This is a genomic window from Glycomyces endophyticus (assembly GCF_039531525.1).
Classification (GTDB): Bacteria; Actinomycetota; Actinomycetes; order Mycobacteriales; family Micromonosporaceae; genus Glycomyces; species Glycomyces endophyticus.
The window spans coordinates 130,327-154,660 of record NZ_BAAAQF010000005.1 but is presented as its reverse complement, the minus strand read 5'-3'; the positions used below and the strand labels follow the sequence as shown (position 1 = coordinate 154,660).

24 protein-coding genes are annotated in these 24,334 nt (G+C 72.6%); 6 read left to right on the top strand and 18 right to left on the bottom strand.

The window, feature by feature from the left end; translation table 11 throughout:
- Positions 1-9 precede the first annotated feature (9 nt).
- Positions 10-963, top strand: a complete 954-nt coding sequence (pip, locus tag ABD419_RS07355) for a prolyl aminopeptidase (RefSeq protein WP_344483884.1) — start codon at positions 10-12, stop codon at positions 961-963.
- A gap of 46 nt (positions 964-1,009) precedes the next feature.
- Here pip and ABD419_RS07350 read toward each other — a convergent pair whose 3' ends face one another.
- On the bottom strand, positions 1,010-1,597 hold the full coding sequence (locus ABD419_RS07350; protein WP_344483881.1) for a dihydrofolate reductase family protein: 588 nt from the start codon (positions 1,595-1,597) through the stop codon (positions 1,010-1,012).
- Between the two features lie 123 nt (positions 1,598-1,720).
- Positions 1,721-3,265 (bottom strand): MDR family MFS transporter, encoded by a 1,545-nt coding sequence (locus ABD419_RS07345; RefSeq protein ID WP_344485311.1) that lies wholly within the window; start codon positions 3,263-3,265, stop codon positions 1,721-1,723.
- 199 nt (positions 3,266-3,464) lie between these two features.
- Between ABD419_RS07345 and ABD419_RS07340 the strand changes: the two genes are divergently transcribed.
- Positions 3,465-4,067 carry a TetR/AcrR family transcriptional regulator gene (locus tag ABD419_RS07340; protein WP_344483879.1) on the top strand — a complete coding sequence of 201 codons (603 nt, stop codon included), beginning with the start codon at positions 3,465-3,467 and terminating at the stop codon, positions 4,065-4,067.
- Between the two features lie 10 nt (positions 4,068-4,077).
- Here the strand turns inward: ABD419_RS07340 and ABD419_RS07335 are convergent, their stop codons facing one another.
- The 7 genes from ABD419_RS07335 to ABD419_RS07305 all read right to left on the bottom strand — a co-directional run bounded on the left by ABD419_RS07335 (position 4,078) and on the right by ABD419_RS07305 (position 10,740).
- Positions 4,078-4,725, bottom strand: a complete 648-nt coding sequence (locus ABD419_RS07335) for a hypothetical protein (RefSeq protein ID WP_344483876.1) — start codon at positions 4,723-4,725, stop codon at positions 4,078-4,080.
- A 149-nt stretch (positions 4,726-4,874) separates the two neighbouring features.
- A complete protein-coding gene (locus ABD419_RS07330) occupies positions 4,875-6,062 on the bottom strand; it encodes an RtcB family protein (protein WP_344483873.1) in 1,188 nt (395 codons plus the stop codon).
- A 194-nt stretch (positions 6,063-6,256) separates the two neighbouring features.
- A complete protein-coding gene (locus ABD419_RS07325) occupies positions 6,257-7,147 on the bottom strand; it encodes an arginase family protein (RefSeq protein ID WP_344483870.1) in 891 nt (296 codons plus the stop codon).
- A 172-nt stretch (positions 7,148-7,319) separates the two neighbouring features.
- The gene (locus ABD419_RS07320; RefSeq protein ID WP_344483868.1) at positions 7,320-8,195 is read right to left on the bottom strand and encodes a co-chaperone YbbN; all 876 of its coding nucleotides are present in this window, start codon (positions 8,193-8,195) and stop codon (positions 7,320-7,322) included.
- Between the two features lie 84 nt (positions 8,196-8,279).
- Complete coding sequence (gene rnhA / locus ABD419_RS07315; RefSeq protein ID WP_344483866.1) at positions 8,280-8,744, bottom strand: ribonuclease HI; 465 nt, start codon at positions 8,742-8,744, stop codon at positions 8,280-8,282.
- A 10-nt stretch (positions 8,745-8,754) separates the two neighbouring features.
- Positions 8,755-9,342: a TMEM165/GDT1 family protein gene (locus ABD419_RS07310; protein WP_344483863.1), complete on the bottom strand. Its 588-nt coding sequence runs from the start codon at positions 9,340-9,342 to the stop codon at positions 8,755-8,757.
- Between the two features lie 177 nt (positions 9,343-9,519).
- Positions 9,520-10,740, bottom strand: a complete 1,221-nt coding sequence (locus ABD419_RS07305; protein WP_344483860.1) for an MFS transporter — start codon at positions 10,738-10,740, stop codon at positions 9,520-9,522.
- 129 nt (positions 10,741-10,869) lie between these two features.
- Between ABD419_RS07305 and ABD419_RS07300 the strand changes: the two genes are divergently transcribed.
- Entirely contained in the window at positions 10,870-12,036 is a 1,167-nt protein-coding gene (locus tag ABD419_RS07300) for an ROK family transcriptional regulator (RefSeq protein ID WP_344483857.1), read from the top strand.
- Between the two features lie 2 nt (positions 12,037-12,038).
- On the opposite strand, the gene ABD419_RS07295 is transcribed toward ABD419_RS07300, so the two are convergent.
- The 7 genes from ABD419_RS07295 to ABD419_RS07265 form a co-directional block, all read right to left on the bottom strand.
- Positions 12,039-12,497, bottom strand: a complete 459-nt coding sequence (locus tag ABD419_RS07295) for a VOC family protein (RefSeq protein WP_344483854.1) — start codon at positions 12,495-12,497, stop codon at positions 12,039-12,041.
- Between the two features lie 106 nt (positions 12,498-12,603).
- The gene (gene araA, locus ABD419_RS07290) at positions 12,604-14,100 is read right to left on the bottom strand and encodes an L-arabinose isomerase (protein WP_344483851.1); all 1,497 of its coding nucleotides are present in this window, start codon (positions 14,098-14,100) and stop codon (positions 12,604-12,606) included.
- A 6-nt stretch (positions 14,101-14,106) separates the two neighbouring features.
- On the bottom strand, positions 14,107-14,796 hold the full coding sequence (locus ABD419_RS07285; RefSeq protein ID WP_344483848.1) for an L-ribulose-5-phosphate 4-epimerase: 690 nt from the start codon (positions 14,794-14,796) through the stop codon (positions 14,107-14,109).
- Positions 14,793-16,457 (bottom strand): ribulokinase, encoded by a 1,665-nt coding sequence (gene araB, locus ABD419_RS07280; RefSeq protein WP_344483845.1) that lies wholly within the window; start codon positions 16,455-16,457, stop codon positions 14,793-14,795. Before araB ends, ABD419_RS07285 begins: the two co-directional genes overlap by 4 nt.
- Positions 16,458-16,943: 486 nt before the next feature.
- Positions 16,944-17,582: a hypothetical protein gene (locus ABD419_RS07275; protein ID WP_344483842.1), complete on the bottom strand. Its 639-nt coding sequence runs from the start codon at positions 17,580-17,582 to the stop codon at positions 16,944-16,946.
- Positions 17,579-18,034, bottom strand: a complete 456-nt coding sequence (locus ABD419_RS07270) for a phage holin family protein (RefSeq protein WP_344483839.1) — start codon at positions 18,032-18,034, stop codon at positions 17,579-17,581. The genes ABD419_RS07275 and ABD419_RS07270 overlap by 4 nt, the downstream gene beginning before the upstream one ends.
- A gap of 10 nt (positions 18,035-18,044) precedes the next feature.
- A complete protein-coding gene (locus tag ABD419_RS07265) occupies positions 18,045-18,374 on the bottom strand; it encodes a plasmid stabilization protein (RefSeq protein WP_344483837.1) in 330 nt (109 codons plus the stop codon).
- Between the two features lie 152 nt (positions 18,375-18,526).
- Here ABD419_RS07265 and ABD419_RS07260 point away from each other — a divergent pair, with 152 nt between their 5' ends.
- The 3 genes from ABD419_RS07260 to ABD419_RS07250 all read left to right on the top strand — a co-directional run bounded on the left by ABD419_RS07260 (position 18,527) and on the right by ABD419_RS07250 (position 21,557).
- Positions 18,527-20,368, top strand: a complete 1,842-nt coding sequence (locus ABD419_RS07260; protein ID WP_344483834.1) for a transketolase — start codon at positions 18,527-18,529, stop codon at positions 20,366-20,368.
- Positions 20,369-20,458: 90 nt separating this feature from the next.
- Positions 20,459-20,872, top strand: coding sequence for a CBS domain-containing protein (locus ABD419_RS07255; protein ID WP_344483831.1), 414 nt, complete (start codon positions 20,459-20,461; stop codon positions 20,870-20,872).
- A gap of 115 nt (positions 20,873-20,987) precedes the next feature.
- On the top strand, positions 20,988-21,557 hold the full coding sequence (locus ABD419_RS07250; protein WP_344483828.1) for a hemerythrin domain-containing protein: 570 nt from the start codon (positions 20,988-20,990) through the stop codon (positions 21,555-21,557).
- Between the two features lie 60 nt (positions 21,558-21,617).
- Here the strand turns inward: ABD419_RS07250 and ABD419_RS07245 are convergent, their stop codons facing one another.
- Both ABD419_RS07245 and icmA read right to left on the bottom strand, forming a co-directional pair.
- Positions 21,618-22,424, bottom strand: coding sequence for an RNA polymerase sigma factor SigF (locus tag ABD419_RS07245; protein WP_344483825.1), 807 nt, complete (start codon positions 22,422-22,424; stop codon positions 21,618-21,620).
- A gap of 130 nt (positions 22,425-22,554) precedes the next feature.
- Positions 22,555-24,291, bottom strand: a complete 1,737-nt coding sequence (gene icmA, locus ABD419_RS07240) for a coenzyme B12-dependent isobutyryl-CoA mutase large subunit (protein ID WP_344483822.1) — start codon at positions 24,289-24,291, stop codon at positions 22,555-22,557.
- Positions 24,292-24,334 lie beyond the last annotated feature (43 nt).

The following is a 24,334-nucleotide window of genomic DNA, read 5'->3' as shown; positions in this document are numbered from 1 at the left end:
GCGTCCCACATGGCCGAGCTCTACCCGCCGATCGAGCCCTACGAGCACGGCATGCTCGACGTCAGCGGAGGCGACCGCGTCTACTGGGAGGCGTGCGGGAATCCCGAGGGGAAGCCGGCGGTGGTGCTGCACGGCGGGCCGGGTTCGGGGGCGGGTCCGTTCTGGCGCAGGCTGTTCGACCCCGAGGCGTACCGGGTCGTGCTCCTCGACCAGCGCGGCTGCGGGAACAGCGTCCCCGACGCCGCCGACCCCGCGACCTCGTTGGCGGCCAACACCACCGGTCACCTGATCGCGGACGTCGAACTGCTCCGCGAGCGCCTCGGGATCGAGCGGTGGCTCGTCTTGGGCGGGTCCTGGGGCGCCACGCTCGGCCTCGCGTACGCCGAGCGGCACCCGGACCGGGTGTCGGAGCTGGTGCTGTTCAGCGTCACGAACACCACCCGCCGCGAGGTCGAGTGGGTGACCCGGGACATGGGGCGGGTCTTCCCCGAGGAGTGGGCGCGGTTCCGCGACACCGTGCCCGAGGGCGAGCGCGGGGGCGACCTCGCGCGGGCGTACGCGCGGATGCTCGCCGATCCCGATGCCGCCGTGCGCGAGCGGGCGGCGGCGGCCTGGTGCCGGTGGGAGGACGTGCACGTCGCCACCGCGCCCGGGCACCGGCCGGACCCGCGCTTCGAGGACCCGCGGTTCCGGATGCGGTTCGCCCGGCTCGTCACGCACTACTGGGCGAACGCGGCGTTCGTCGAGGACGGCGCACTGCTGCGCGACGCCGCGCGCTTGAACGGCATCCCAGGGGTCCTCATCAACGGCCGCATGGACATCAGCGGGCCTTCCGACACCGCGTGGAACCTGGCGCAGGTCTGGACGGACGCCGAACTGGTGATCGTCGAAGACGAAGGCCACGGCGCCGGGAGCGGTGCCGTCGACGCCGTCGTCGCGGCCACGGACCGCTTCCGGGCCTGAAGGCGCGCGTGGAGCGCGAGCGGGCCGGTCCGGCCCCGATCTCGGCTCAGTCAGCGTCCGGAGGACGGCTCGCGGCCCGGTAGACCGCCCAGATGCAGCCGCTCGGGGTGGCCTCCGCGCTCACGAGGGTGAGTCGGCGCCGGGCGTCGTTGCGTTCGAAGAGGCGGCGGCCGTCGGGGTCGAGGACCGGGCCGATGGCGAGCTGCAGCTCGTCGACGAGGCCGGCGGCCAGGAGCGACTGGGCGAGCCGGATGCTGCCGTGGATGCCGATGTCGCCGCCGGGGCGGGACTTGAGGTCGCGCACGGCGTCGGCGAGCGGGCCGGTGACCGCGTGGACGGTCCCCCACGTCTCGGTGAGGGGCCGGGAGGTGACGACGTATTTGGGGACGGCGTTGATGAAGTCGGCGAACGGCTGCTCGTCCGAGGTCGGCCAGTACGGGGCCCATTCGTCGAACATGTTGCGGCCCAGAAGGATCGCGTCCTGCTTGTCGGTCATCCGGGACTCCAGTCCGATCATGACCGGGTCGAAGGCGGGCGCGCCGGGTACGGCGGGGTCGGTGTCGGGGAAGTAGCGACCGGGATGGTCGACGGCTCCGTCCAGCGACATGAGCGTGTACAGCACGACCTTGCGCATGCGCGGTCCCTTCTCGCGGCGGCGGTTGCACCGGATGAGACGAGCCGGGTCGCGAGGATTCATCGCGGCGACGCGGACCGGGCCCGAGCGGGTGCAGCTCGGGCCCGGAGTCGTCGCGCGCGTCTACTTCGCGCCGAGGACGGTCTCCTCGCCGACCACGATCTCCTCGACCAGGTCGACGGTCTCGCGGAGGCGGACCGGGGTGAGGAACAGCGCGGCGATGAAGCCCGCGGCCGCGATGCACGCGGAGATCAGGAACAGGTGGCCGGTCGCGTCGCCGTAGGAGGCGCGCACGATCTCGGCGATCGGCTCGGGCATGGCGTCCAGGTCGAGGCTGGAGCTGGAGCCGCCGGCCGCGGCGGCGTCGATGCCGATGGCGGCCAGGCCCTCCCGGATCTTGTCGGCGACCTGGTTCGCGAGGACCGCGCCCAGGACGGAGACGCCGATCGTGCCGCCCAGGGAGCGGAAGAACGTGATCGCGCCCGAGGCCGCGCCGAGCTCGCGCAGCGGCACCGAGTTCTGGACCACCAGCACCAGGTTCTGCATCGACATGCCCACGCCGACGCCGACGGCGAACATCCCGAAGCCCATGAACACCAGGGACGTCTCGTGGTCGATGGTCGCGAGCATCGCGAACCCGGCCGTCAGGACCAGCGTGCCGGTGATGATGTACGGCTTCACGAGGCCCGACTTCGAGACCATGCGCCCCGCGCCCGCCGAGGCGACGAGCACGCCGAACATCATCGGGATCGTCAGCAGCCCCGCCTCGGTCGGCGAGAAGCCGCGCGAGACCTGGAAGTACTGGCCGAGGAAGACCGAGCCGCCGAACATCGCCATGCCGACCGCGAGGCTCGCGACCGTGGCGAGGGCCGGGTCGCGGCGCTTGAGGACGTGCAGCGGGACCACCGGCTGGCTGACGCGGGTCTCCACCAGCGCCGCCGCGGCGAGGATCACGACCGCGCCGCCGGCCATCGCGAGGGTCTGCCAGGAGATCCACTCGAAGTCGTCGCCCACGAACGTGACCCACAGGAGCAGCAGGCTGACGCCGGCCGCGATGAGGACCGCGCCGAGGTAGTCGACCTTCGTCTCGGTGTTCTTGACCTGCTCGAGGTGCAGGGTGCGCGAGAGCATCGCGAAGGCGATCACGGTGATCGGGACGGCGAGGAAGAAGCACCACTGCCAGCCGAGCCAGTCCGCGTCGGTGATCGCGCCGCCCAGGAGCGGGCCGCCGACGGTCGAGACGGCCATGACGCCGCCGAGGTAGCCGTTGTAGCGTCCGCGTTCCTTCGGGCTGACCATCGCGCCGATGATGACCTGCACGAGGACCTGGAGGGCGCCCATGCCGAGGCCCTGGACGGCGCGGAGGGCGATGAGCTGCTCGGTGTTCTGCACCAGGCCGCACGCCAGCGAGGCGGCGGCGAAGATCACGATGGCGATCTGGAGCAGGCGCTTCTTGTCGAACAGGTCGGCGAGCTTGCCCCACACCGGCGTGGAGGCGGTGCTCGCGAGGAGGGTCGCGGTGACGACCCAGGTGTACTGGGACTGGCTGCCGCCGAGGTCGCCCACGATCTGCGGGAGGGCGACGGAGACGACGGTCGACGAGACCATCGCGGCGAACAGGACCATGAGCAGGCCGGAGAGGGCCCGGAGGACCTCCCGGTGGGTCATCGGCGCCTGTGGCGGAGCGTCGGATACGGCGGTCAAAGGACTGCCTCCTATGGTGTTTCGGGAGGGAAGGCCGCAGAGCGCGACGGCTCGGCGGCCCGGTTCGTGGTGGTTTCCGGAGGGCGCGAGTTTAGTGAACGGCGCGTCTCTTATTTCAAGCTAGCATTTAGTGAACGCAACGTTCACTATTGAAAGGATCGTGGTGACCGAATCCACACCAGGCCGCCGACGCGGCGACGACCTGGAGCACGCCATCTTCGACGCCGCGCTGGCCGAGCTCGCCGAGGTCGGGTACGCCAACGTCCGCATGGAGGCGGTCGCCGCCCGCGCCAAGGCCGGCAAGGCGTCGCTGTACAAGCGCTGGCCCGACCGGGCCCGGCTCATCCAGGCCGCCGCCCGGTACAAGGCCACCGAGGTCGAGCCCGAGTTCGAGCCCAGCGGCGACCTGCGGGGGGACCTCGTCAAGGTGATGCGGCACATCGCGGCCCAGCAGGCGACGCCGTTCGGGGAGGCGATCCGCGGCTGGATCGGCGAGCTGCGCAGCACGCCCGCGGAGGTCACCGAGGAGCTGCGCACCAGGATCGAGACGCCGCGCATACGGATCTTCGCGAAGATCTACGAGGACGGCGTCGCGCGCGGCACGGTCAGGCCCGAGGCCCTCCACCCCCGCGTGGTCAACCTCGCCCCGGCGCTCCTCACCCACTACTTCCTCACCCGCGCGGAGTCGCCGACCGACGAGGTCGTCGACGAGTTCCTGGACCACATCCTGATGCCGCTCATCAGCACCGGCGAGGCCGGGCGGTGACCTCCGGTCCTTACGCGATGGAGGCGGCGGCCGCCTTGAGCGCGGCGAGCTCCTCCGGCGAGGACTCGCGGGCGAGCACGGCGATCTCGCAGATGTGGACCCGCTCGCCGGCGGGGAACGCGGCGGCGACCTTCGCGGGGTCCTCCATGAGCGCGCCGTAGATCGCCCGCCCTTCGGCGTAGAACAGGTCCACGATGACCAGCTCGCCGTCGGCCCGCCGCATGACGTTCCCGGGGTTCCGGTCGAGCCCGCCCCAGAACGGCACGGACCCGGCCGCCTCGGCGTTCAGCCGCTCGGCCTCCCTGCGCAGCGCGGAGACCGGGTCGCCGGGGACCGCGGCGTCCCACCGCGCGGTGACCGAGGCGCGCTCCTCGTCGGAAGCGGGCAGCAGGGCCTCCATGACGGTGACCCGCCCGCCGCCGGGCAGCCCGGCGTCGAAGCGGATCGACGGCAGCATGGGATGCCCGGGCAGGGCCCGGCACAGGTCGACGAACACCCCGTACCCGGGTTCGAAGGCGCAGACGCGGGCGACAAGCCGCCCGTCCGGCGACTTCCAGACGTGCGCCCAGTCCCCGATGCCGCAGACGTTCCAGCCGTCGGCGAGCAGTCTCCCGGCCACCGCGCGGTGGTCCCTCCCTGCGAATCCCTCGAACTCCACGCCGAGCAGCATAATCAGCGCACCGCCCCCGGCGACAGCCGTTTACCGGCGCACCCGCCGTCTACGCCAGGGCGGTCCTCGACAAGCCTGCGGCCTGATACGAAGCGGGCCGGGAAGCACCGTGCTTCCCGACCCGCTCAGGCCGACGGTCAGCCCTTGACGCAGATGACCTGGCGCAGGCGGACCGCGATCTCGACGAGGTCGGACTGGGCCGCCATGACCGCTTCGATGTCCTTGTAGGCGCCGGGGATCTCGTCGATGACGCCGGAGTCCTTGCGGCACTCGACGCCCTCGGTCTGCGCGATGAGGTCCTCGACGGTGAAGCGCTTGCGCGCCGCGCTGCGGCTCATTTTGCGGCCGGCGCCGTGGGAGGCCGACTCGTACGCGTCGGCGTTGCCGAGGCCGCGCACGATGAAGCTCGAGGCGCCCATCGAGCCCGGGATGATCCCCATGTCCCCCAGACCGGCCCGGATGGCGCCCTTGCGGGTCACCAGGAGCTCCTGGCCGTCGTGGGTCTCCTCGGCCACGTAGTTGTGGTGCACGGAGATCTCGGGGTCGAAGCGGGCCTTGGGGAACCGCTTCGTCATCACCTGCCGGAACAGCGCCATCATGACGGCGCGGTTGCGGCGGGCGTACTCCTGGGCCCAGAACAGGTCGCGCCGGTACTCCTCCATCTGCGGCGTGTCGGCGATGAACACGGCGAGATCGGGGTCGGGCAGGTCCGCGTTGTGCGGCAGGCCCTTCGCCTTCTCGATGTGGTGCTGCGCGAGGGCGTTGCCGATGTAGCGGGAACCGGAGTGCAGCATCATCCACACCTCGCCGTCATCAGATAGACAAAGCTCAATATAGTGGTTGCCGCCGCCGAGGGTGCCGAGCTGCTTCATCGCCTTCGCCTCGGCCCGGCGGGCCGCCGAGCGGGCGAGGTCGTCGAAGCCGGACCAGAACTCGTGCCAGCCGTGGAGGCCGGTCTTGAGGTGGCCGAGGTCGACCGAGCTCTTGTGCATCGCCTGGCCGACCGGGATCGCCGCCTCGATCTTCGAGCGCAGGCGCCCCAGGTCGTCGGGCAGGTCCTCGGCGGTCAGCGAGGTCCGCTGGGCCGTCATGCCGCAGCCGATGTCGACGCCGACGGCCGCCGGGGAGACCGCGCCGCGCATGGCGATGACCGATCCGACCGTCGCGCCGATGCCGTAGTGGACGTCGGGCATGACCGCGACGCCGTGCACCCACGGCAGCTTGGCGATGTTGTACAACTGCCCCTTCGCCTGGGGCTCGACGGCGTCGACGTCGCCCCACAGGCGGATCGGAGCCGCTTTGGACGCGAGTTCGGTGAAGGACATGGAGGGGCTCCTCTCGGAGGGGACACTGTGGACAACTGGCCGGGTTGCGTGGTCCATGTTCCTATGCGCGAGAGTGAAAGATCAACACAATTACTCCGCGGTCCAGCCCACCGAGCAGGGATGCGCCCGGCAGGACGCCGGCCATGGGCATCGGGGCCCGCGAGGTCACGGGGCCGCGGTTCGGCGGTGTCGCGCTATTGGAGGGCTTCGACGAGGAGGTCGGCCAGCGCCTTCGCGTACTCGCCGTCGGGGTCGTAGTCGGGGTCGAAGACGGTGAAGTCCATGCCGGCGCAGCGGTCGTCGGCGGCGCAGGTGGCGACGATCTGGCTGAGTTCGCCGAGGGAGATCCCGCCGGGCGCGGGGCCGTCGACGGCGGGCATCACGGAGGGGTCGAGGACGTCGACGTCGACGTGGAGCCAGAAGGTGGCGACGTCGCCGAGCGAGTCGAGGGCCCACTCGGCGCTGCGGCCGACGCCGCCGGCGCGGAGGGCCGGGACGGTGCGCAGCGAGATGCCGGTGGCCTCCAGCTCGACCCGGTGCGGGTCGTCGGCGCGCAGGCCGAGCATGACCAGGTGGTCGGTGTCGACGTAGGGCCGCAGGCCGCCGATGTCGGTGAGGTCGGGCTGGCCGCGGCCGGTGGCGAGCGCGAGCTCCTCGGCGGCGGCGGCGCCGACGTACTGGGAGTTGCCGGGGTGGCGGAAGTCGGAGTGGGCGTCGATGAAGACGAGGCCGCGGGGCTTGCGGTCGCGCTCGGTGCGGCGGCGGGCCGCGAGGGCGGGGCCGAGGAGGACGGAGCAGTCGCCGCCGAGGACCAGGGGGAACCGCCGCTCCTGCCACAGGCGCTCGACGCGGTCGGCGAGGCGGCGGGTGTACTCGGCAATGGCCTTGGCCTGGCCGACGCCGTCGCCGGGGCGCCAGGGGGAGGCGTCGAAGCGCGGCGGGGTGAGGCAGCCGGCGTCGAGGGCGTTGAGGCGCGAGAGGAGGCGGTGGTCGCGAAGGGCTCCGGGGGCTTTCGCGGCGCCGGGGACGGTGTGCGGGGTGGGCGGTCGGAGTCCGAGGTTCGACGGCGCGTCGAGGACGGCCACGCGTCTCGTCCGAGTCGCCGGCACCGTTCACCTCCCACCTTTCGCTGTCCAGCTAGCTTGGCACAGCGAACGCCGCGGCACCAGGTGATCTACCTCCTCCGAACAGCCGAACCTCCACGACGCAAGTGTGCCGTGGAGGTTCGAAGGCGCTTGCGGCGCTTGGGTTCCGGTGTCAGAAGAGGACGGCGCTGAGTTTGCGGCGGGCCTTGGCGACGGCGGGGTCGTCGGCCCCGGCGACGGTGAACAGCTCGACGAGGCGCTTGCGCACGCGCTCGCGGTCCTCGCCGAAGTGCTTGGCGACGAGTTTGATGAGGCGGTCGTACGCGGCCTCGGCCTGCCCGGAGAGGAGCTGGATGTCGGCCGCGGCGAGCGCGGCGTCGATGTCGTCGGGGTCGGCGTCGGCGAGCTCGACCGCGTTGTCGGGGAGCGCCCCGACGCGGCGGAGCATGCGCACCTGCGCGATCCCGGCCTCGGCCTCGCCGGATGCGGGGTGGTTCTTCAGGTACTTGTCGTACGCGGCCTCGGCGCCGTCGAGGTCGCCCTCGATCATGAGGTTCTCGGCGCCGGCGAGCTCGGGGTCGACCGGCTGGGGGACGTCGAGTCCGGCGGCCTGGGTGATGCGGCCGATCCACTGGCGCAGGCCCTGCTCGGTCTGCGGGCCCTGGAGCAGGTCGAGCGGGCGGCCCTGGGCGAGGGCGACGACCGCGGGGAGGGCCTGGAGCTGGAGCGCGGCGGCGAGCTGCTGGTTCTGGAGGACGTCGGCGCGGGCGTAGACCCAGGCGCCGCCGGCCTCGCCGGCGAGCTGTCCGAGGAGGTCGCGGACCTGGAGGCTCTCGGGGACCTGGTCGGCCCAGAACGCGACGACGACGAGCGCGTCGAGTGAGCGCTCGAGGACCTCGGTCTGGACCGTGGCGTCGGTGACGTCGATCGCGAGGACGCCCGGGCCGCCGGGCGCGCCCTGCGCTGCGGCCTGCTGCGCCTGTGCGGCGGCGGCGAGGGTGCTGAGGTCGACGCCTCCGGAGAATCGTGACGGTACCTGGTCGCTCATGGTGGTGATTGTTCCATTCTCATCGGGGATCGGCGGCGCGGGCCGGGCCCGCTGTGGCCCGTCGGCCACGGTCCGGGGCCGGGTTCAGCGGCGTCCGGCGGCCTCGTCGCGGCCTTGGCAGGCGAGCTTGTCGGCGCGCTCGTTGCCGGGGTCGCCGGCGTGGCCCTTGACCCAGCGCCAGTCGACCTCGTGGCGGGCGGCGGCCTCGTCGAGGCGGCGCCACAGGTCGGCGTTCTTGACCGGCTCCTTCTTGGAGTTGACCCAGCCGTTGCGCTTCCAGCCGTTCATCCAGGTCATGATGCCGTTGCGGACGTACGACGAGTCGGTGTAGAGCACGATCTTCATCGGCCGCTTCAGGGTCTCGAGGGCCTGGATGGCGGCCATGAGCTCCATGCGGTTGTTGGTGGTGGCCTTGTCGGAGCCGTACAGCTCCTTCTCGTGGCCGCCCCACTGGAAGTACACGCCCCATCCGCCGGGGCCGGGGTTGCCGGAGCAGGCCCCGTCGGTGTAGATGACGGCGGTGTCCACGATCTCGTCCGTTTTCGGCATGACTGCCAGCCTATCCCGCCAGCGCCGTCGCGGCCTCGACGCCCAGCAGGACGCCGATGACGAGGAACAGTCCGGAGGAGACGTAGCGGACGACCTTCTCGGGGATGCGCTTGGCGACCCAGGCGCCGGCGAAGACGGCGAGGAGGTCGGCGGCGAGCATGCCGAGGGTGCCGCCGATCCAGACGCCCCAGCCGTGGTAGCTGGAGCCGAGGCCCATGGCGATGATCATGGTCTTGTCGCCGAACTCGGCGAGGAACATGGCGGTGACGACGGTGAGGAGGCCGGAGCGGCGCTCCTTGACGGGGCCGTCGTCGTCCTCGTCGTCCTGGCCGCCGCGCAGGCCCCAGAGGCCGAAGCCGATGAACATGACGGCGGCGGCGAGCCGGATCCAGTCGGTGGGGAGGAGGTTGCCGACGGCGGCGCCGACGCCGACGGAGAGGCCGATGAGCGCGCCGATGGCGATGACGAGTCCGAGGACGACGGTGCGGAGCCGGTACCTGGTGGCGAAGGTGAGGGCCATGAGCTGGCTCTTGTCGCCGAGTTCGCCGACGAAGATCGCGCCGAAGGCGACGCCGGCGGCGATGAGCAGTGCTTCCATTGAGGGTGATCCTCCCAGTGTTCAGGCCGGGAGGAGGGGACACAGGGACCTCGACCCGGCCGTACGGCCTTGGTCGAAGGTCTCGCTCGCCTCGGGGACCGAGGCCGTGCGGCCGGGCTCCGGGGAGCCAGTGTGTCGACCGCAGCGTTGGGAGCTACTCCCCTTCTGCGTGGGCAACTATACGTGAGCGCCGGCCTCGGCCGCGACGGGCGCGGGGTGTGGTGCTCGCCGCGCCAGGCGGCGCATGGTGCGGGGGCCGCCGACGACGATGAACGCGGCGAGGGCGGCGGGGACGAGGAGTCCGATCGTCAGGCTGGTGCCTTCGGCGAGGTAGCCGATGGCGGCGGGGCCGAGGAGGAGGCCGGTGGAGCCGGACATGGAGACGAGGGCGACGTTCAAGGGGGTGCCTCCGGCCTGGCCGATGGCGCTGAACAGGACGGGGACCATGAGGGCGATGCCGGTGCCGGCGAGGGTCCAGCCGGTCCAGGCGAGCGGGAGGCCGCCGGCGGCGGCGGAAGCGAGGACGAGGGCGTAGCCGAGGACGGCGAGGGCGCCGGCCCACAGGAGGGTGCGGCCGGGGCCGAGTCGGCCGCGGATGGGGTCGCCGAGGAGGCGGAAGACGGTCATGGCGACGGCGAAGACGGTGTAGGAGAGGGGCGCGAGGGCGTCGTCGGCGCGGAGGACGTTGGCGGCGTGGAGGTTCGCCCAGTCGATGGCGCCGGATTCGACGAGGTGGCCGCCGAGGCCGAGGAGGAAGAGGGCGGCGAGGAGGGCGGCGCCGATCTTCGCGGCGGGGGCGGCGGCAGCGGCGCCCGGGGTCGCGCTCGCGGTGTCCTGGGGCGGCAGGAGGGGGCGGGTGCTGATGGCCATGGCGGCGGTGCTGAGGACCGCGGCGGCGATGAGGATGGCCTGGTTGCCGAAGCCGAGGACGAGGCAGACCGAGGTGAGGGCGCCGGCGGCGGCGCTGCCGAGGCTCCAGAGGCCGTGGAAGGCGGAGATGATCGGGCGTCCGTACCGCTGTTCGAGTTCGACGGAGTGGGCGTTGATGCCGACCTCGATGAAGCCGACGCCGACGCCGTACAGGGCGGCGCCGGCGAGGAGGGTGGCGTAGTTCGGGGCGAGGGCGGGGGCGATGAGGACAAGCTGGGTGGCGGGGGCGGTCCAGAGGAGGAGCCTGCGGGAGGTGATCCGGTCGGCGATGCGTCCGGCGAGGGCCATGGAAGCGAGGCCGACGAGCTGGATGAGCAGGAGCGCGGTGCCGAGCCGGGCTTCGCCGAGGCCGAGGCGGGCGTCGACGCCCGGAAGGGAGGCGGCCCAGGCGCCCATGACGAAGCCGGAGGTGGCGAAGGCGCCGTGGAGGCCGAGGCGGGCGCGGCGGAGGGCGGTGGGGTCGGTCATGGGTTCCCGGTTCCGAGTCGTGGCGGGCAAGAGTTTTGTTCTCGGTAGGAACATAACAAGGGCCGGGTCGGCCCGTCAAGAGTTATGTTCGCGGCCGACGCAAATTCGCGGGGCTGGCATAATCCCCCCATGCCGCAGACGATGACGAGCGCCGATCTGAGGACCCTCAACCAAGTCCGGCTCCTGCGCGCCGTCCACGACGCCCCCGCGCCGTTCACCCGGGCCGAGGCCGCGCGGCTGCTCGGCATCGGCCGCAACACCGCCGGCGCGCTCGTCGGCGAGCTGGAGCGGGCGCGACTGCTGCACGAGGTCCCGGCCGAGACCGGCGGACGCGGGCGGCCGACGACGCTGCTGGTCCCCCATCCCGAAGGGCCCCTTGCGTTCGCGGTGGACTTCCGCGAGGACTCGTGGACCCTCGCGTCGGTCGGGCTCGGCGGCGCGGCCACCGAGCTCGACGGCGGCGAGCACGACCGGACCCCGCGCGTGTTCGAGGAGATCCGGCAGGCGGTCGGGCGGCACGCCACGGACCGGCTCGCGGTCGTCGGCCTCGCCACCTCGGGCCCGATCCGCGACGGCCGCCGCCTCCACATCTCGCACCTCGGCTGGGACGAGGTGGACCTCGGCGCGCTCGTCGGCGACGGCTGGCCGCCGACGGTCGTCGACAACGACGCGCGCCTCGCCGGGCTCGCCGAGGCGCGACGGGGCGCGCTGCGCGGCAAGGGGACCGCGATGCACTTTCACATCGACTTCGACATCGGCGGCACCCTCCTGCTGGGCGGCGACGCCCAGCGCGGCGGGCACAACATCGCGGGCGAGTTCGGGCACATGCCGCTCACCGGGTCGGACCTGGAGTGCATGTGCGGGGTGCGCGGCTGCTGGAGCCTCGACGTGGGCGCGAACGCGCTCGTCCGCCGCTTCGGCGGCCGCCCCGGCTACGGCGAGGGCCGCGGCCTCGCCCGCGAGATCCTGCGGCGCGCCGAGGACGGCGACGCGGAGGCCGCCGCGGCGGTCGACGCGAACGCGGCGGCCCTCGGGAGGGGCCTGGGCGCGCTGGCGAACGCCCTCGACCCGGAGGCGATCAGCCTCTCGGGCCTGGGCGTCGACCTGATCCGGCTGCGCCGCGAGGTGATCGAGGCGCACTGCGCCGAGGGCCTCATGGCGTTCCGCCGCGACGAGCCGCCGCAGATCGTCGCCGGCACGGTCGGCGACGCCGGCCCCTTGACCGGCGCCGCCGAGATCGCCTGGGACGCGATCCTCGACCCCGGGTGGGTCGGGGACCGCCTCCAGGGCGGCTGAGCTCAGACCACGTCGAACTCGTTGCCCTCGGGGTCGTGGAGCGCGACGGCGTACTGCCCCTGGTCGGGCCGGTCCATGACCCGCAGCACCGTGGCGCCGGCGTCGACCAGGCCGGCCACCGCGGCGTCCACGCGCCGCCGCCGCTCCTCCAGCGGGACGGAGCGGCCGCCGCCGGGCTTCAGGTCGAGGTGCCAGCGGTTCTTGCGGGACTTCGGCTCCGGGACCTGCTGGAACCAGATCCGGGGGCCGTGCCCCGCGGGGTCCACGATCGAGTCCGGGACGTCGCCGGCGTCGGGCGGCGGCAGCTCCTCGTCGGGCACGCCCATCGCGGCCCAGTAGGCGCGCCAGGAGGCGTGGCCCTCCGGCGGCGGCTCGGGCTCGTAGCCCAGGGGCCCGGCCCAGAACGCCACCATCCGCTGCGGGTCGGCGCAGTCGATCACGAGTTGGAACGTCGAGTTCATGCCCGAAGCATTCCAGCGGGGTGCGACAGACGCGGTGAGGGCGGGCCCGCGGGCCCGCCCTCCTGACGTGTCTCCCCTGTTCAGGGGCGCAGATCGCAGCGGCGACCTAGATGCCGCCCTCCAGGTGGTGGTACACCTGGTTCCAGCGCAGCTCCTGCTTGAACTCGCGGGCGGTGGTGCCGCCGTCGATGGTCACCAGCTCGACGCCGGCGATCTCGGCGAAGTCCTCCATGACCTCGCGGCCGAACGCCTGCGTGAACGACGTGTGGTGCGGGCCGCCGGCGGTCAGCCAGGCCTCGGCCGAGGTCTGGAGGTCCGGGCGGGGCACCCACACGGCGCGGGCGACCGGCAGGTTCGGGAGGTCCTCGTCGGGCTCGACCGCGTCGACCTCGTTCGCGACCAGGCGCAGGCGGGTGCCGAGGTCGAGCAGGCCGACCATGAGCGCCGGGCCGGGCGGGGCGGTGAAGACCAGGCGGACCGGGTCCTCCTTGCCGCCGATGCCGAGCGGGTGGATCTCGGCCTTGGGCCGCTCGGACGCGATCGTCGGGCACACCTCGAGCATGTGGGCGCCCAGGATCTGCGGGGTCTCCGAGCCGAGGTTGTAGGTGTAGTCCTCCATGAAGGAGGTGCCGCCGTCGAGGCCGGTCGCCATGACCTTCATGAGGCGCACCAGGACCGCGGTCTTCCAGTCGCCCTCGCCGCCGAAGCCGTAGCCGTCGGCCATGAGGCGCTGCACCGCGATGCCCGGGAGCTGCTTGAGCTTCCCGAGGTCCTCGAAGGTGTCCGTGAACGCCTTCGCGCCGTGCTCCTCCAGGACCGAGCGCAGGCCCAGCTCGATGCGGGCGGCGTCGCGCAGCGACTCGTGGCGCTCGCCGCCCGCACGCAGCTCGGGCACCACGTCGTAGTCGGCCTCGTACACCGCGGCCAGCTCGTCGACGGCCTTGTCCTCGATGGACGCGACGCGCTCGACCAGCTCGTTGACGCCGTACGTGTTCACCTCGACGCCGAGGCGGATCTGCGCCTCGACCTTGTCGCCCTCGGTGACGCCCACGTACCGCATGTTGTCGCCGAAGCGGACCAGCTTCAGGTTCTGGACCTCGTTCCAGCCCAGGGCGGCCCGGGCCCAGTTGCCCACGCGCTCCTGGACCTGCGGGTCGCCCCAGTGGCCGACCACGGTCTTGCGGCGGTGGCGCAGGCGCGTGAGCATGTACCCGAACTCGCGGTCGCCGTGGGCGGCCTGGTTCAGGTTCATGAAGTCCATGTCGATGTCGGCCCACGGCAGGTCGCGGTTGTGCTGCGTGTGCAGGTGCAGCAGCGGCTTCTGGAGGGCGCCGAGGCCCGCGATCCACATCTTCGAGGGCGAGAACGTGTGCATCCAGGCGATCACGCCGATGCACTCGTCGGCCGAGTTGGCCTCCAGCAGGACCCGCCGGATCTCCTCGGGCGTGGTCAGGACCGGCTTCGCGACGACCTTCACCGGGATCGCGGCGGCGCCGTCCAGGCCCGCCACGATGTCGGCCGAGTTCTGCGCGACCTGCTCGATCGCCTCGGGCCCGTACAGGTGCTGGCTGCCGGTGACGAACCAGAGTTCCTTGTTTCCCATTGCTTCCTACTGCTCCTTCGGGGCCGGCTGCTGGCCGTAGACGTTCTGGTAGCGGTCGTAGAGCCGGTCGACGTCCGCCTGCGGGATCGGCACGGGCTCGCCGAGCTGGCGCGAGATGTGGACGGTGCGCGCCACATCCTCGGTCATGACGGCGGCCTTCACGGCCGACTTCGGGTCCTTGCCGATCGTGAACACGCCGTGGTTCTGCATGATGACCGCCGGGGACCGGTGGCCCCGGAGCGTCTCCACGATCCCCTTGCCGATCGCGTCGGAGCCGATGAGCGCGAACGGGCCCAGCGGGATCTCCCCGCCGAACTCGTCGGCCATCGCCGTCAGCACGCACGGGATCGGCTCGGCCCGCGCGGCCCACGCCGTCGCGTACGGGCTGTGCGTGTGCACGACCCCGCCGGTCTCAGGCATCCGCCGGTAGACCTCGTTGTGGCTCTCCGCGTCGGAGGACGGGGCGAGGTCGCCTTCGAGGATCTTCCCGTCGAGGTCGGTCACCACCATGAGCTCGGGCGCCAGGTCGTCGTAGGAGACCCCGCTCGGCTTGATGACGATCAGGTCGGTCCCCGGGACGCGGCCCGAGACGTTCCCGCTGGTCCAGGTCACCAGCCCCCAGCGCAGGAGCTCGGCGTGGAGGGCGCACACGCGCGCCTTCATCTCCTGGACCTCGGGTGTGGACGTGTACGTCACTTCGTCGCCTCCGTCGCGATCTCGTTCAGCGTGTGCAGTGCGCGCGAGCCGCCGCGGCCGAAGTGGTCGTGCAGCTCCTCGTAGACCGCGTACAGCCGGTCGTACGCGTCGGCGCGGGCCTCGTCGGGCACGTACGCGTTCCGCTCGACCTTGCCCATGGCCGCCGAGGCCGCGTGGATGTCCGGGTAGACGCCCGCGGCCACGGCCGCGTGGATCGCCGAGCCCAGCGCCGGACCCTGCTCGGAGGTGAGGACCGTGATCGGCATGCGCAGCACGTCCGCGTAGGTCTGCATGAGCCACTTGTTCTTCAGCAGGCCGCCCGCGGCCACGAACTCCTCGATCGGCACGCCCGCCTTGACGAGCGTCTCCACGATCATGCGGGTCCCGAACGCGGTCGCCTCGACCAGCGCGCGGTAGATCTCCTCGGGCTTGGTCTGGAGCCCCAGGCCCAGGACCGCGCCGTGCAGGGCGTGGTCGACCAGGACCGAGCGGTTCCCCGAGTGCCAGTCGAGCGCGACCAGGCCGTGCGCGCCCACGGGCTGCGCGGCGGCGAGCTCGGTCAGGTGCTCGTGGATGGAGATCCCGCGCTTCGCGGCCTCCTCGGTGTAGGAGGCCGGGACGCCGTTCTTGGTGAACCAGGCGAAGATGTCGCCGACGCCGGACTGGCCGGCCTCGTAGCCCCACAGGCCCTTGGTGATGCCGTCGCGGACCACGCCGCACATCCCCTGGGCCTCTTTCAGCTCCTCGCCGTTGACGACGTGGCAGGTGCTGGTGCCCATGATCGCGACCATCTGGCCGGCGCCGACGGCCTTCGCCGAGGCGGCGGTGACGTGCGCGTCGACGTTGCCGACGGCGATCACGGTGCCCTCGTTCAGGCCGGTCCAGGCCGCGGCCTGCGCGGTGAGCCCGCCGGCCTTGTCGCCGAGCGCCGAGAGCGGGTGCTCCATCTTCGCGTTGAAGTCGGCGAACTCGGGGTTCAGGGCCGCGAGGTACTCGCGGGAGGGACGCTGCCCGTCCTGGACGATGCCCTTGTACCCGGCGGTGCAGGAGTTGCGGGTCTCCTCGCCGCACAGCTGCCAGATGATCCAGTCCGCGGCCTCGATCCAGCGGTCGGCGCGGGCGTACAGCTCGGGGTCCTCCTCCAGGAGCTGGAGGCCCTTGGCGTAGGCCCACTCCGAGGAGATCTTGCCGCCGTAGCGGGGCAGCCACGACTCGCCGCGCTCGGCCGCGACCGCGTTGATGCGGTCGGCCTGGCCCTGGGCGGCGTGGTGCTTCCACAGCTTGGGCCACGCGTGCGGTCGGTCGCGGTACTCGTCGAGCTCGCACAGCGGGGTGCCGTCGGCGGTGGTCGGCAGGATCGTGCACGCGGTGAAGTCGGTCGCGACGCCGACCACCTGGTCGGCGCTGACGCCGGCGGCCGCGAGCGCGGCGGGCACGGCGTGCTTGAGGACGTCGACCCAGTCCTGCGGGGACTGGAGGGCCCAGCTGCGCGGGAGGCGGACGCCGGAGCCGGGGAGGGACTCCTCGATGGCGCCGTGCTCGTAGACGTGCTCGGCGCTGGCGAGTTCGCGGCCGTCGGCTACCGACGCGACGACGGCGCGGCCCGAGAGGGTGCCGAAGTCGATCCCGATAGCAACGGCACCGTTGTCGCTGCCAGTCATTTGCGGCCTCCTTGGGGATGCTCGTTCATCAGAAGTGACCGTTCACATGCGGGGAGTCCCCCGCGGTGAAGCGCGGTGAGCCCGCTGCGCGCACGACGGATGACGGTTGCACACGGGTGGACCCCCCACAACCTAACGCATTCGCACGTTCGGTACCAGTGGCGGTCACGCGTTCCGCCGAAGAAAGCGGACATGCCGCCCCGATCCGGAGCCGCCCGGGGACGGTCCGGGCCGTCTCACGCACCGTGATGTGACGGACGTCCCGCCCGGCCGCGGGGCAGCGGGCGGCCGGGTCCCGGACCGCGTTGTCGGACCCCGCGTGCAGGGTTGATGCCGGGGGCCCGTCGATGTCCGTTTTGCGAAGACCCTCCGTTCACCTTTCCAAGTCCCGCCCGGGCACGCCCCGCCGGCGCGCCCGGCGCGGACCCAGGCACGCCCGTGCCCCTGCCGGCCATGGCCGGCAGGGGCACGGAGCGGGTCCGCCGTTTAACGGTGCAGGAGGCGACGGACCTTGGAGCGACGCTTGGGGCGGATGCGGCCGGCGGCGGCGCTGATCGCGGCCGCGGCCCGGTCGAGCTGCTTGCCGGCGTTCCGGCGGCTGCGGCGGGTGCGCTTGAAGGCGTCGCCCGCGGCGAGCCTGGCGGCCTCGCCGCCGTGCTTGACCGCGTTCGCGGCGCTCGCGGCCGCGATCTTCGCGCTGCCGCGGGCCGTGCGCTTCTCAGCCTTGCGGTGGCCGCGGGTGACCGCGACGGTGACGACCGCGGTGGTCACGGCGCCGGCCGCGGCGACGGCCACGGTGAACGGGTGACGCCTGACGGGCGCGAAGGGCCCGTGGGCGTGCGCGGCGTCGGGGCTGAGGCCGAGGCGCTCGCGCAGTTCCAGCACCGCGTCGTTGATGTTGTTGCGGGCCTGCTCGGCCTCGCGCTTGAGCTCGTCGGTGGTGGCGGGGTGCTCGGGTTCGGCCGCGCCCTCGTCGTGCTCGGCCCACTCGTGGCGGTGCTCGAGCTCGGCGGCCTCGTCGCGGCGGACCACGCCGACGTCGGGCTCGTAGGGCATGCCGGTCGACGGGGGCGGCACCAGGCCGGTCCCGGGCGGCATCCCGGCTTGCGTGTTCATCGAGGTCATCGGTTCATCCCTCCTCGCAGGGCCCGGGCGTCTTCCCGGGCGCGTTCCATGGTCTCGTCGGGCACGGGCGGCATCGCCCGCTTGAGCATCGACTTGCCGGTCAGGGCCGCGATGCCCGCGATCGCGAACAGGAGCACGCCGACGGTCAGCGCGGCCAGCCACGCCGGCCACACCAGGGCGAGCGCGATGCCCGCCGCGAGTGCGAACGCGGCCCCGCCGTACAGGGCGAACACGCCGGCCGCGGCGAACATGCCGCCGCCCTTGGCGCCCGTCTTCGCCTTCTCGGCGACCTCGCGGGCGGCCAGCTGCGCCTCGGCGCGGGCGAGGCGCGCCACCTCGGAGGTCAGATCGCCGACGAGGTGGCCGACCGAGCGGTCGTCGTGCCCCCAGACGCGGCGGTCGCGCCGGATCTGCTCGCCGGCGAGGGTCTCGGTGTCGTGTCGGAGCGCCATGTCACACCTCTCACTTCTCGCGCTCGACGGCGCGCAGGAGCTGGGCCTTGCTCATCTTCGACCGGCCCGCGATGTTCTTGCGGCGCGCCTCCTGGTACAGCTGCTCCTTGGTGCGGCCCTTGGGCCCCGAGTGCGAGCGCTGCCCGCCGCGCTTGGACGAGGACATGTCCTCGGTGGAAGCGCGGCTCGCGGTCTTGGTCCTGCCCTCCCGCGCCCGCTGCTTGTTCACCGTGCGCGCGGCGATCTCCTCGGCGCGGTCCTCGCTCTCGCCGCGCTCCTCGGCGCCGTCCCGGATGTGCCGGTACTTGCGCTCGTCCTTCTTCGTCCACTCCTTCGGCATGGCCCTCTCACCTCCGCGGTACTGAGCCGGTCCGATGCGCTCCGGGTTCCCGGCAGGGCGCGGCGGAAACCTCCGGGCGCCGCGCGCGGCCCGTTTCGGCCGGTCCGGGGCGGGTAGCCCGATCCCCTGAGCAGGCAGCGGAGGGAGCGAAGATGGGTGTCGTCGACGATCGGATCTCCGGACTGGCGGAGCTCGGGCAGCAGCTGCGGGTGGACGCGGTGCGCGCCTCGGCCCGGGCGGGGTCGGGCCACCCGACCTCCTCGATGTCGGCCGCGGACCTCATGGCGGGGCTGCTGTCGGGGCACCTGCACTACGACTTCGAGCACCCGCAGCGGCCCGGGAACGACCGGCTGGTGTTCTCCAAGGGGCACGCCTCGCCGCTGCTGTACGCGATGCTCCGCGCGGTCGGCGCGATCGACGAGGAGCGCCTGATGTCGTACCGGCGGCTCGGCTCGGACCTCGAGGGGCACCCGACGCCGCGCCTGCCGTGGGTCGACGTCGCGACCGGGTCGCTCGGGCAGGGCCTGCCGATCGGCGTCGGAATGGCGCTGGGGGCACGGCTGAGCGGGTCGCCGGCGCGGGTGTGGGTCCTGTGCGGGGACGGCGAGATCGCGGAGGGCTCCATGTGGGAGGCGTTCGCGTCCGCGTCCGACCTGGGCCTGGGGAACCTGTGCGCGATCGTGGACGTGAACCGGCTGGGCCAGACCGGGCCGACGCGGTTCGAGTGGGACACCGCGGCGTACGCGGCGCGGATCGGGTGCTTCGGGTGGCACACGGTGGAGATCGACGGCCACGACCCGGCCGAGATCGACCGGGCGCTCGCGGCCGCCGAGGCCGAGCAGGGCCGGCCCACGGCGATCATCGCGCGGACCCGCAAGGGCAAGGGCGTCGCGGCCGCCGAGGACAAGGAGGGTCTGCACGGCAAGCCGCTCCCGGAGCCGGAGAAGGCCGTGGTCGAGCTCGGCGGCGTCCGGTCGGCGACGGTGCGCGTGAGCCCGCCGCGGCCGTCGGAGCCGCGGCGGCGCGGCGAGACGATGCCGCTGGCGCTGCCGGCGTTCCCCGTCGGGATCACGGCCGCGACCCGCGACGGGTTCGGCAAGGGCCTCGAGGCGGTCGGCGAGTCCGACCCCGACGTGCTCGTGCTCGACGGCGAGGTCGGGGACTCGACCCGGACCGCCGGGTTCGCGAAGGCGTTCCCGAACCGGTTCGTGGAGTGCTACATCGCCGAGCAGCAGATGATCGCCGCGGCCGTGGGCCTGCACACGCAGGGCTGGATCCCGTACGCGGCGACGTTCGCGGCGTTCCTGACCCGCGCCCACGACTTCCTGCGGATGGCCGCGATCAGCGGCTCCGACCTGCGGATCGTCGGCTCGCACGCGGGCGTGTCGATCGGGCGGGACGGCCCGAGCCAGATGGGCCTGGAGGACCTGGCGATGATGCGGGCGCTGTGGCGCAGCGTGGTGCTGTACCCGTGCGACGCGAACCAGGCCGCGCACCTGACCGCGACGATGGCGGACCTGCCGGGCATCAGCTACCTGCGGACCACGCGCGCCGAGACGCCGGTGATCTACCGGGAGGACGAGCTGTTCCCCGTGGGCGGCTCGAAGACGCTGCTGGGGTCGCCGCACGACCGGATCGCGATCGTCGCCGCCGGGATCACCGTCTCGGAGAGCCTGAAGGCGGCCGAGCAGCTCGTGCAGGACGGCGTCCCGGTGCGCCTCATCGACGCGTACTCGGTGAAGCCGCTCGACGCGGCGGTCGTCAGGCAGGCGGCGGCCGACACCGGCCGCGTGCTCACCGTCGAGGACCACCGGCCGGTCGGCGGCCTCGGGGACGCCGTCCTCGACGCCGTGGCCGGGCGGGTCCCCGACGTGCGGTTCGCGAAGCTCGCCGTGCACGGCATGCCCGGCTCGGCCGGGCCCGCCGAGCAGCTGGCGGCCGCGGGGATCGACGCGGCGGCGATCGTCCACGCGGCGCAGCGGCTCCTGGCCTGATTCGGCGCTTATCGCCCGCCCGCGCGGGTATCCGGAGAAGATCGAGGGACGTTCACGGTTCGGTCGAACCGAGTCAAGGGGAGGAACCGCATGGCAACCGCACGCGATCTCATGCACACCGGATGTACCTGCGTGAAGGCCACCGACACGGCCGGCAACGCCGCGAGGCTCATGGCCGAGCTCAACATCGGGGCCCTGCCGGTCTGCGGCGAGGACGACAAGCTCAAGGGCATGGTCACCGACCGCGACCTGGTCCTGCACGTCATGGCCGCCGGCGAGGACGCCGAGTCGTACACGATCGACCGGCTCCCGCAAGGGCACCTGGTCCTCGCCGACGCCGGCGAGGACGTGGAGATCACCATCGCGAAGATGAAGGAGCACCAGGTCAACCGCATCCCCGTCATCGACGGGCAGCGCCTGGTCGGCATCATCTCGCTCCAGGACGTCTCGCACCGGATGCCCGAGTCCGTCACCGGCGGGCTCGTGGAGTCCATCCGTTCCTGACCGGAACCGGGAGGGCCGCCGACGGGGGACGCGGCGGCCCTCCCCACTCCCTCCCTCGACCAGTCCGATCCGCGACTCCGGCCCCCGAGGCCCCCGACACCCCAAGGAGGCAGCGATGCCCCAGATCGAACAGCAGGACACCGACCTCATCCGCGTGGTCGAGGCCGACCACCGCACCTTCGAGGCCGCCTTCGAGCAGCTGGAGGCCAGCGCCGACGAACCGGTCGGCCGCAAGGCGCTCGTCGACCACGTCACCGCCGAGCTGGTGCGCCACGCCGTGGTGCAGGAGCAGTTCGTGCACCCGGTGATCCGCAAGCGCCTGGAGGACGGCGACGCCGTCGTCGAGCGCGAGCTGGCGGCGTACGCCGAGGCCGAGGAGGTCATGAAGGCCCTCGACTCCCGCGGGCCCGCCGACTTCGACTTCGAGCCGCTCCTGGAGCGGCTCATCGCGGGCGTGCGCGGGCACGTCGCCGACGAGGAGGCGCACCTCCTCCCCCGCCTGGCCGCGGCCTGCGACGCCGAGGAGCTGCAGGACCTGGGCTTCAAGGTGCTGGCGGCGAAGGACTTCGCGCCGACGCGGCCGCATCCACACGCGCCCGACTCGACCCCGGCGAACCTGGTCGTGGGGCCGGGCGTCGGGCTGGTCGACCACATCCGGGACGCGCTCTCGCATCGCGACGTGTGAGGCCGCGACGCGAGGGGGCGGCGGGTCCGGTCGGACCCGCCGCCCCCTCGCGTCGGTGCGTCAGCGGTCGGGTTCCGGGGGCCGGTCGAGGCCTTCGCGCAGTTCGTCGAGCGTGCGGTGGAGGAGCCGTGAGACGTGCATCTGCGAGATGCCGACCGCTTCGGCGATCTGCGTCTGCGTCATGTCGCCGAAGTAGCGCAGGGCGAGGATCCGCTGCTCGCGCTCCGGGAGCTCCTGGATGAGCGGCACCAGGGACTCGTGGTCGTCCACGAGCCCGAGTGCGGTGTCCTCGCCGCCGACGGCGTCGGCGAGCGTGGTGCGGTCGTCGTCGGCGAACGGGGCCTCGTCGAGCGAGACGGCCCGGTAGGCCTGGCGGGCCTCGAGGCCTTCCAGGACCTCGGCCTCGGTGATGCCGAGGTGCGCCGCCGTCTCCGCGTCGGTCGGCGGCCGGCCGAGCCGCTGCGAGAGCTCCGCGCCGGCCCGGTTCAGCGAGATCCGCAGCTCCTGGAGGCGCCGCGGCACCCGCATGGGCCAGCTGGTGTCGCGGAAGTGGCGGCGGACCTCGCCCATGACGGTCGGCACCGCGTACGACAGGAAGTCGGTCCCGAGTCCGGGGTCGAAGCGGTCGACCGCGTGGATGAGGCCGACGGAGGCGACCTGCACGAGGTCGTCCTTGGCGATCCCCTTGCCGGAGAAGCGCTGCGCGATGTGCTCGGCGAGCGGGAGATGCCCGGTGACGAGCCGCTCTCTGACGTGTGCGCGCCGGGGGTCGCCCTCGTCGAGCGAGGCGAGCTCCCGGAACAGCGGCGCCAGGTGCGCGTATTCATCTGAGTTTCGTCGGTTGCGTTCGGTCTGCTTGTCTCCCATGCGATCGCCCTCCTGCCCTAGTGGACATCGGTTTGAAGCATGTTGCCCCATATAGGTACTTGACTCCCCCAGTGTAGGCCTTGCGGGGGTTCGGGGGCAATGCCGGAACGTGAACATTGCGCGGACCTGGTCAGATGGCGGCGTTCTCCCGGTACTCGCCCCACTCCTCGCGGAGCACGCCGCAGATCTCCCCGAGGGTCGCCTCGGCGCGGGCGGCCTTCAGGATCGGGCCGATGAGGTTCTCGGTTCCCTGTGCGGCGGTGACGATGTCGGCGAGCGCGCGGGCGACGGCGGCGTTGTCGCGGCCGGCGCGGCGCTCGGACAGGAGCGCGTTCTGGCCGTGCTCGACGTCGCCGGAGACGCGGAGGATCTCCAGGTCGGAGGTGACGGTGTTCGTCAGCTCGGTGACGCCGACGATGTGCTTGGTGCCGTCCTCCAGCTGCCGCTGGTAGGTGAAGGCGGCCTCGGCGATCTCGGCGTTGAACCAGCCCTCCTCGATGCCGCGGAGGATGCCGGAGGTGACGGGGCCGATCGCGTGGTCGCCCGCGGCCCCGCGGGCGACGGCGGCCGCGTCGGCGCCGGCCTCGCCGGACTCGCCGCCGAGGGCGAGGATCTGGAGGAACAGCTGCTCGGCCTCGGCCTCGATCCGGTCGGTGAGCGCCTCGACGTACCAGGAGCCGCCGAGCGGGTCGGCCACGTTGGTCACGCCGGTCTCGTCGCGCAGGACCGCCTGCGTGCGCAGGGCGATCTCGGCGGCCTGGTCGGTGGGCAGCGCGAGCGTCTCGTCGAGGGCGTTGGTGTGCAGGGAGTTCGTGCCGCCCATGACGGCCGCGAGCGCCTCGACGGCGGTGCGGACCACGTTGTTGTAGGGCTGCTGCGCGGTCAGCGAGACGCCGGCGGTCTGGGTGTGGAACCGGAGCCACTGGGCCCGTTCGGTCTCGGCGCCGTAGACGTCGCGCAGCCAGCGCGCCCAGATGCGGCGGGCGGCGCGGAACTTGGCGATCTCCTCGAAGAAGTCGATGTGCGCGTCGAAGAAGAACGACAGGCCGGGCGCGAAGACGTCGACGTCGAGCCCGCGCGACAGGCCGAGCTCCACATAGGAGAAACCGTCGGCGAGGGTGAACGCGAGCTCCTGCGCGGCGGTCGAGCCGGCCTCGCGGATGTGGTAGCCGGAGACCGAGAGCGGCTTGTAGCGCGGGATGTGCTCGGCGCAGTAGGCCATGAGGTCGCCGATGAGCCGCAGGTGCGGCTCGGGCGGGAACAGCCACTCCTTCTGCGCGATGTACTCCTTGTGGATGTCGGTCTGGAGCGTCCCGTCGAGGGTCGAGAGGTCGACCCCCTGGCGCTCGGCCGCGGCCAGGTACATGCAGAAGATCGGGATCGCGGGCCCGGAGATGGTCATGGAGGTGGTGACGCCGCCGAGGTCGATGCCGTCGAAGAGGCGGTCCATGTCGGCGGTGGAGTCGATCGCGACGCCGCAGTGGCCGACCTCGCCGAGGGACGCCGGCTCGTCGGAGTCGCGGCCCATGAGCGTGGGCATGTCGAACGCGACGGACAGGCCGCCGCCGCCCGCGCCCAGGAGCATCTTGTAGCGGGCGTTCGTCTGCTCGGCGTTGCCGAAGCCGGAGAACTGGCGGATGGTCCACTGCCGGCCGCGGTAGCCGGTGGGGTAGAGCCCGCGCGTGTACGGGAACTCGCCGGGCCAGCCGATGCGGGACATGCGGGGGTCGGCGGTGCCCTCGGGCGGGCCGTAGACGGGCTCGACCTCCAGACCCGAGAGGGTCGTGAAGTCGGCGTCGCGTTTGGCGGCGGAGGCGTAGCGCTTCTCCCAGCGCTCGCGGCCCTCGGCGATCTCTTCAGCGTCCACGGTGACACCTCACTTTTGGCGAGACTCGGTGAGCCACGGTCCG

Bases quoted from the DNA above. Each gene is read 5' to 3' on its own strand.
- pip (WP_344483884.1), top strand. From the start codon at position 10: ATGGCCGAGCTCTACCCGCCGATCGAGCCCTACGAGCACGGCATGCTC.
- ABD419_RS07350 (WP_344483881.1), bottom strand. From the start codon at position 1,597: ATGCGCAAGGTCGTGCTGTACACGCTCATGTCGCTGGACGGAGCCGTC.
- ABD419_RS07345 (WP_344485311.1), bottom strand. From the start codon at position 3,265: ATGACCCACCGGGAGGTCCTCCGGGCCCTCTCCGGCCTGCTCATGGTC.
- ABD419_RS07330 (WP_344483873.1), bottom strand. From the start codon at position 6,062: ATGTCCTTCACCGAACTCGCGTCCAAAGCGGCTCCGATCCGCCTGTGG.
- ABD419_RS07320 (WP_344483868.1), bottom strand. From the start codon at position 8,195: ATGAGCGACCAGGTACCGTCACGATTCTCCGGAGGCGTCGACCTCAGC.
- rnhA (WP_344483866.1), bottom strand. From the start codon at position 8,744: ATGCCGAAAACGGACGAGATCGTGGACACCGCCGTCATCTACACCGAC.
- ABD419_RS07310 (WP_344483863.1), bottom strand. From the start codon at position 9,342: ATGGAAGCACTGCTCATCGCCGCCGGCGTCGCCTTCGGCGCGATCTTC.
- ABD419_RS07305 (WP_344483860.1), bottom strand. From the start codon at position 10,740: ATGACCGACCCCACCGCCCTCCGCCGCGCCCGCCTCGGCCTCCACGGC.
- ABD419_RS07300 (WP_344483857.1), top strand. From the start codon at position 10,870: ATGCCGCAGACGATGACGAGCGCCGATCTGAGGACCCTCAACCAAGTC.
- ABD419_RS07295 (WP_344483854.1), bottom strand. From the start codon at position 12,497: ATGAACTCGACGTTCCAACTCGTGATCGACTGCGCCGACCCGCAGCGG.
- araA (WP_344483851.1), bottom strand. From the start codon at position 14,100: ATGGGAAACAAGGAACTCTGGTTCGTCACCGGCAGCCAGCACCTGTAC.
- araB (WP_344483845.1), bottom strand. From the start codon at position 16,457: ATGACTGGCAGCGACAACGGTGCCGTTGCTATCGGGATCGACTTCGGC.
- ABD419_RS07275 (WP_344483842.1), bottom strand. From the start codon at position 17,582: ATGACCTCGATGAACACGCAAGCCGGGATGCCGCCCGGGACCGGCCTG.
- ABD419_RS07270 (WP_344483839.1), bottom strand. From the start codon at position 18,034: ATGGCGCTCCGACACGACACCGAGACCCTCGCCGGCGAGCAGATCCGG.
- ABD419_RS07265 (WP_344483837.1), bottom strand. From the start codon at position 18,374: ATGCCGAAGGAGTGGACGAAGAAGGACGAGCGCAAGTACCGGCACATC.
- ABD419_RS07260 (WP_344483834.1), top strand. From the start codon at position 18,527: ATGGGTGTCGTCGACGATCGGATCTCCGGACTGGCGGAGCTCGGGCAG.
- ABD419_RS07255 (WP_344483831.1), top strand. From the start codon at position 20,459: ATGGCAACCGCACGCGATCTCATGCACACCGGATGTACCTGCGTGAAG.
- ABD419_RS07250 (WP_344483828.1), top strand. From the start codon at position 20,988: ATGCCCCAGATCGAACAGCAGGACACCGACCTCATCCGCGTGGTCGAG.
- ABD419_RS07245 (WP_344483825.1), bottom strand. From the start codon at position 22,424: ATGGGAGACAAGCAGACCGAACGCAACCGACGAAACTCAGATGAATAC.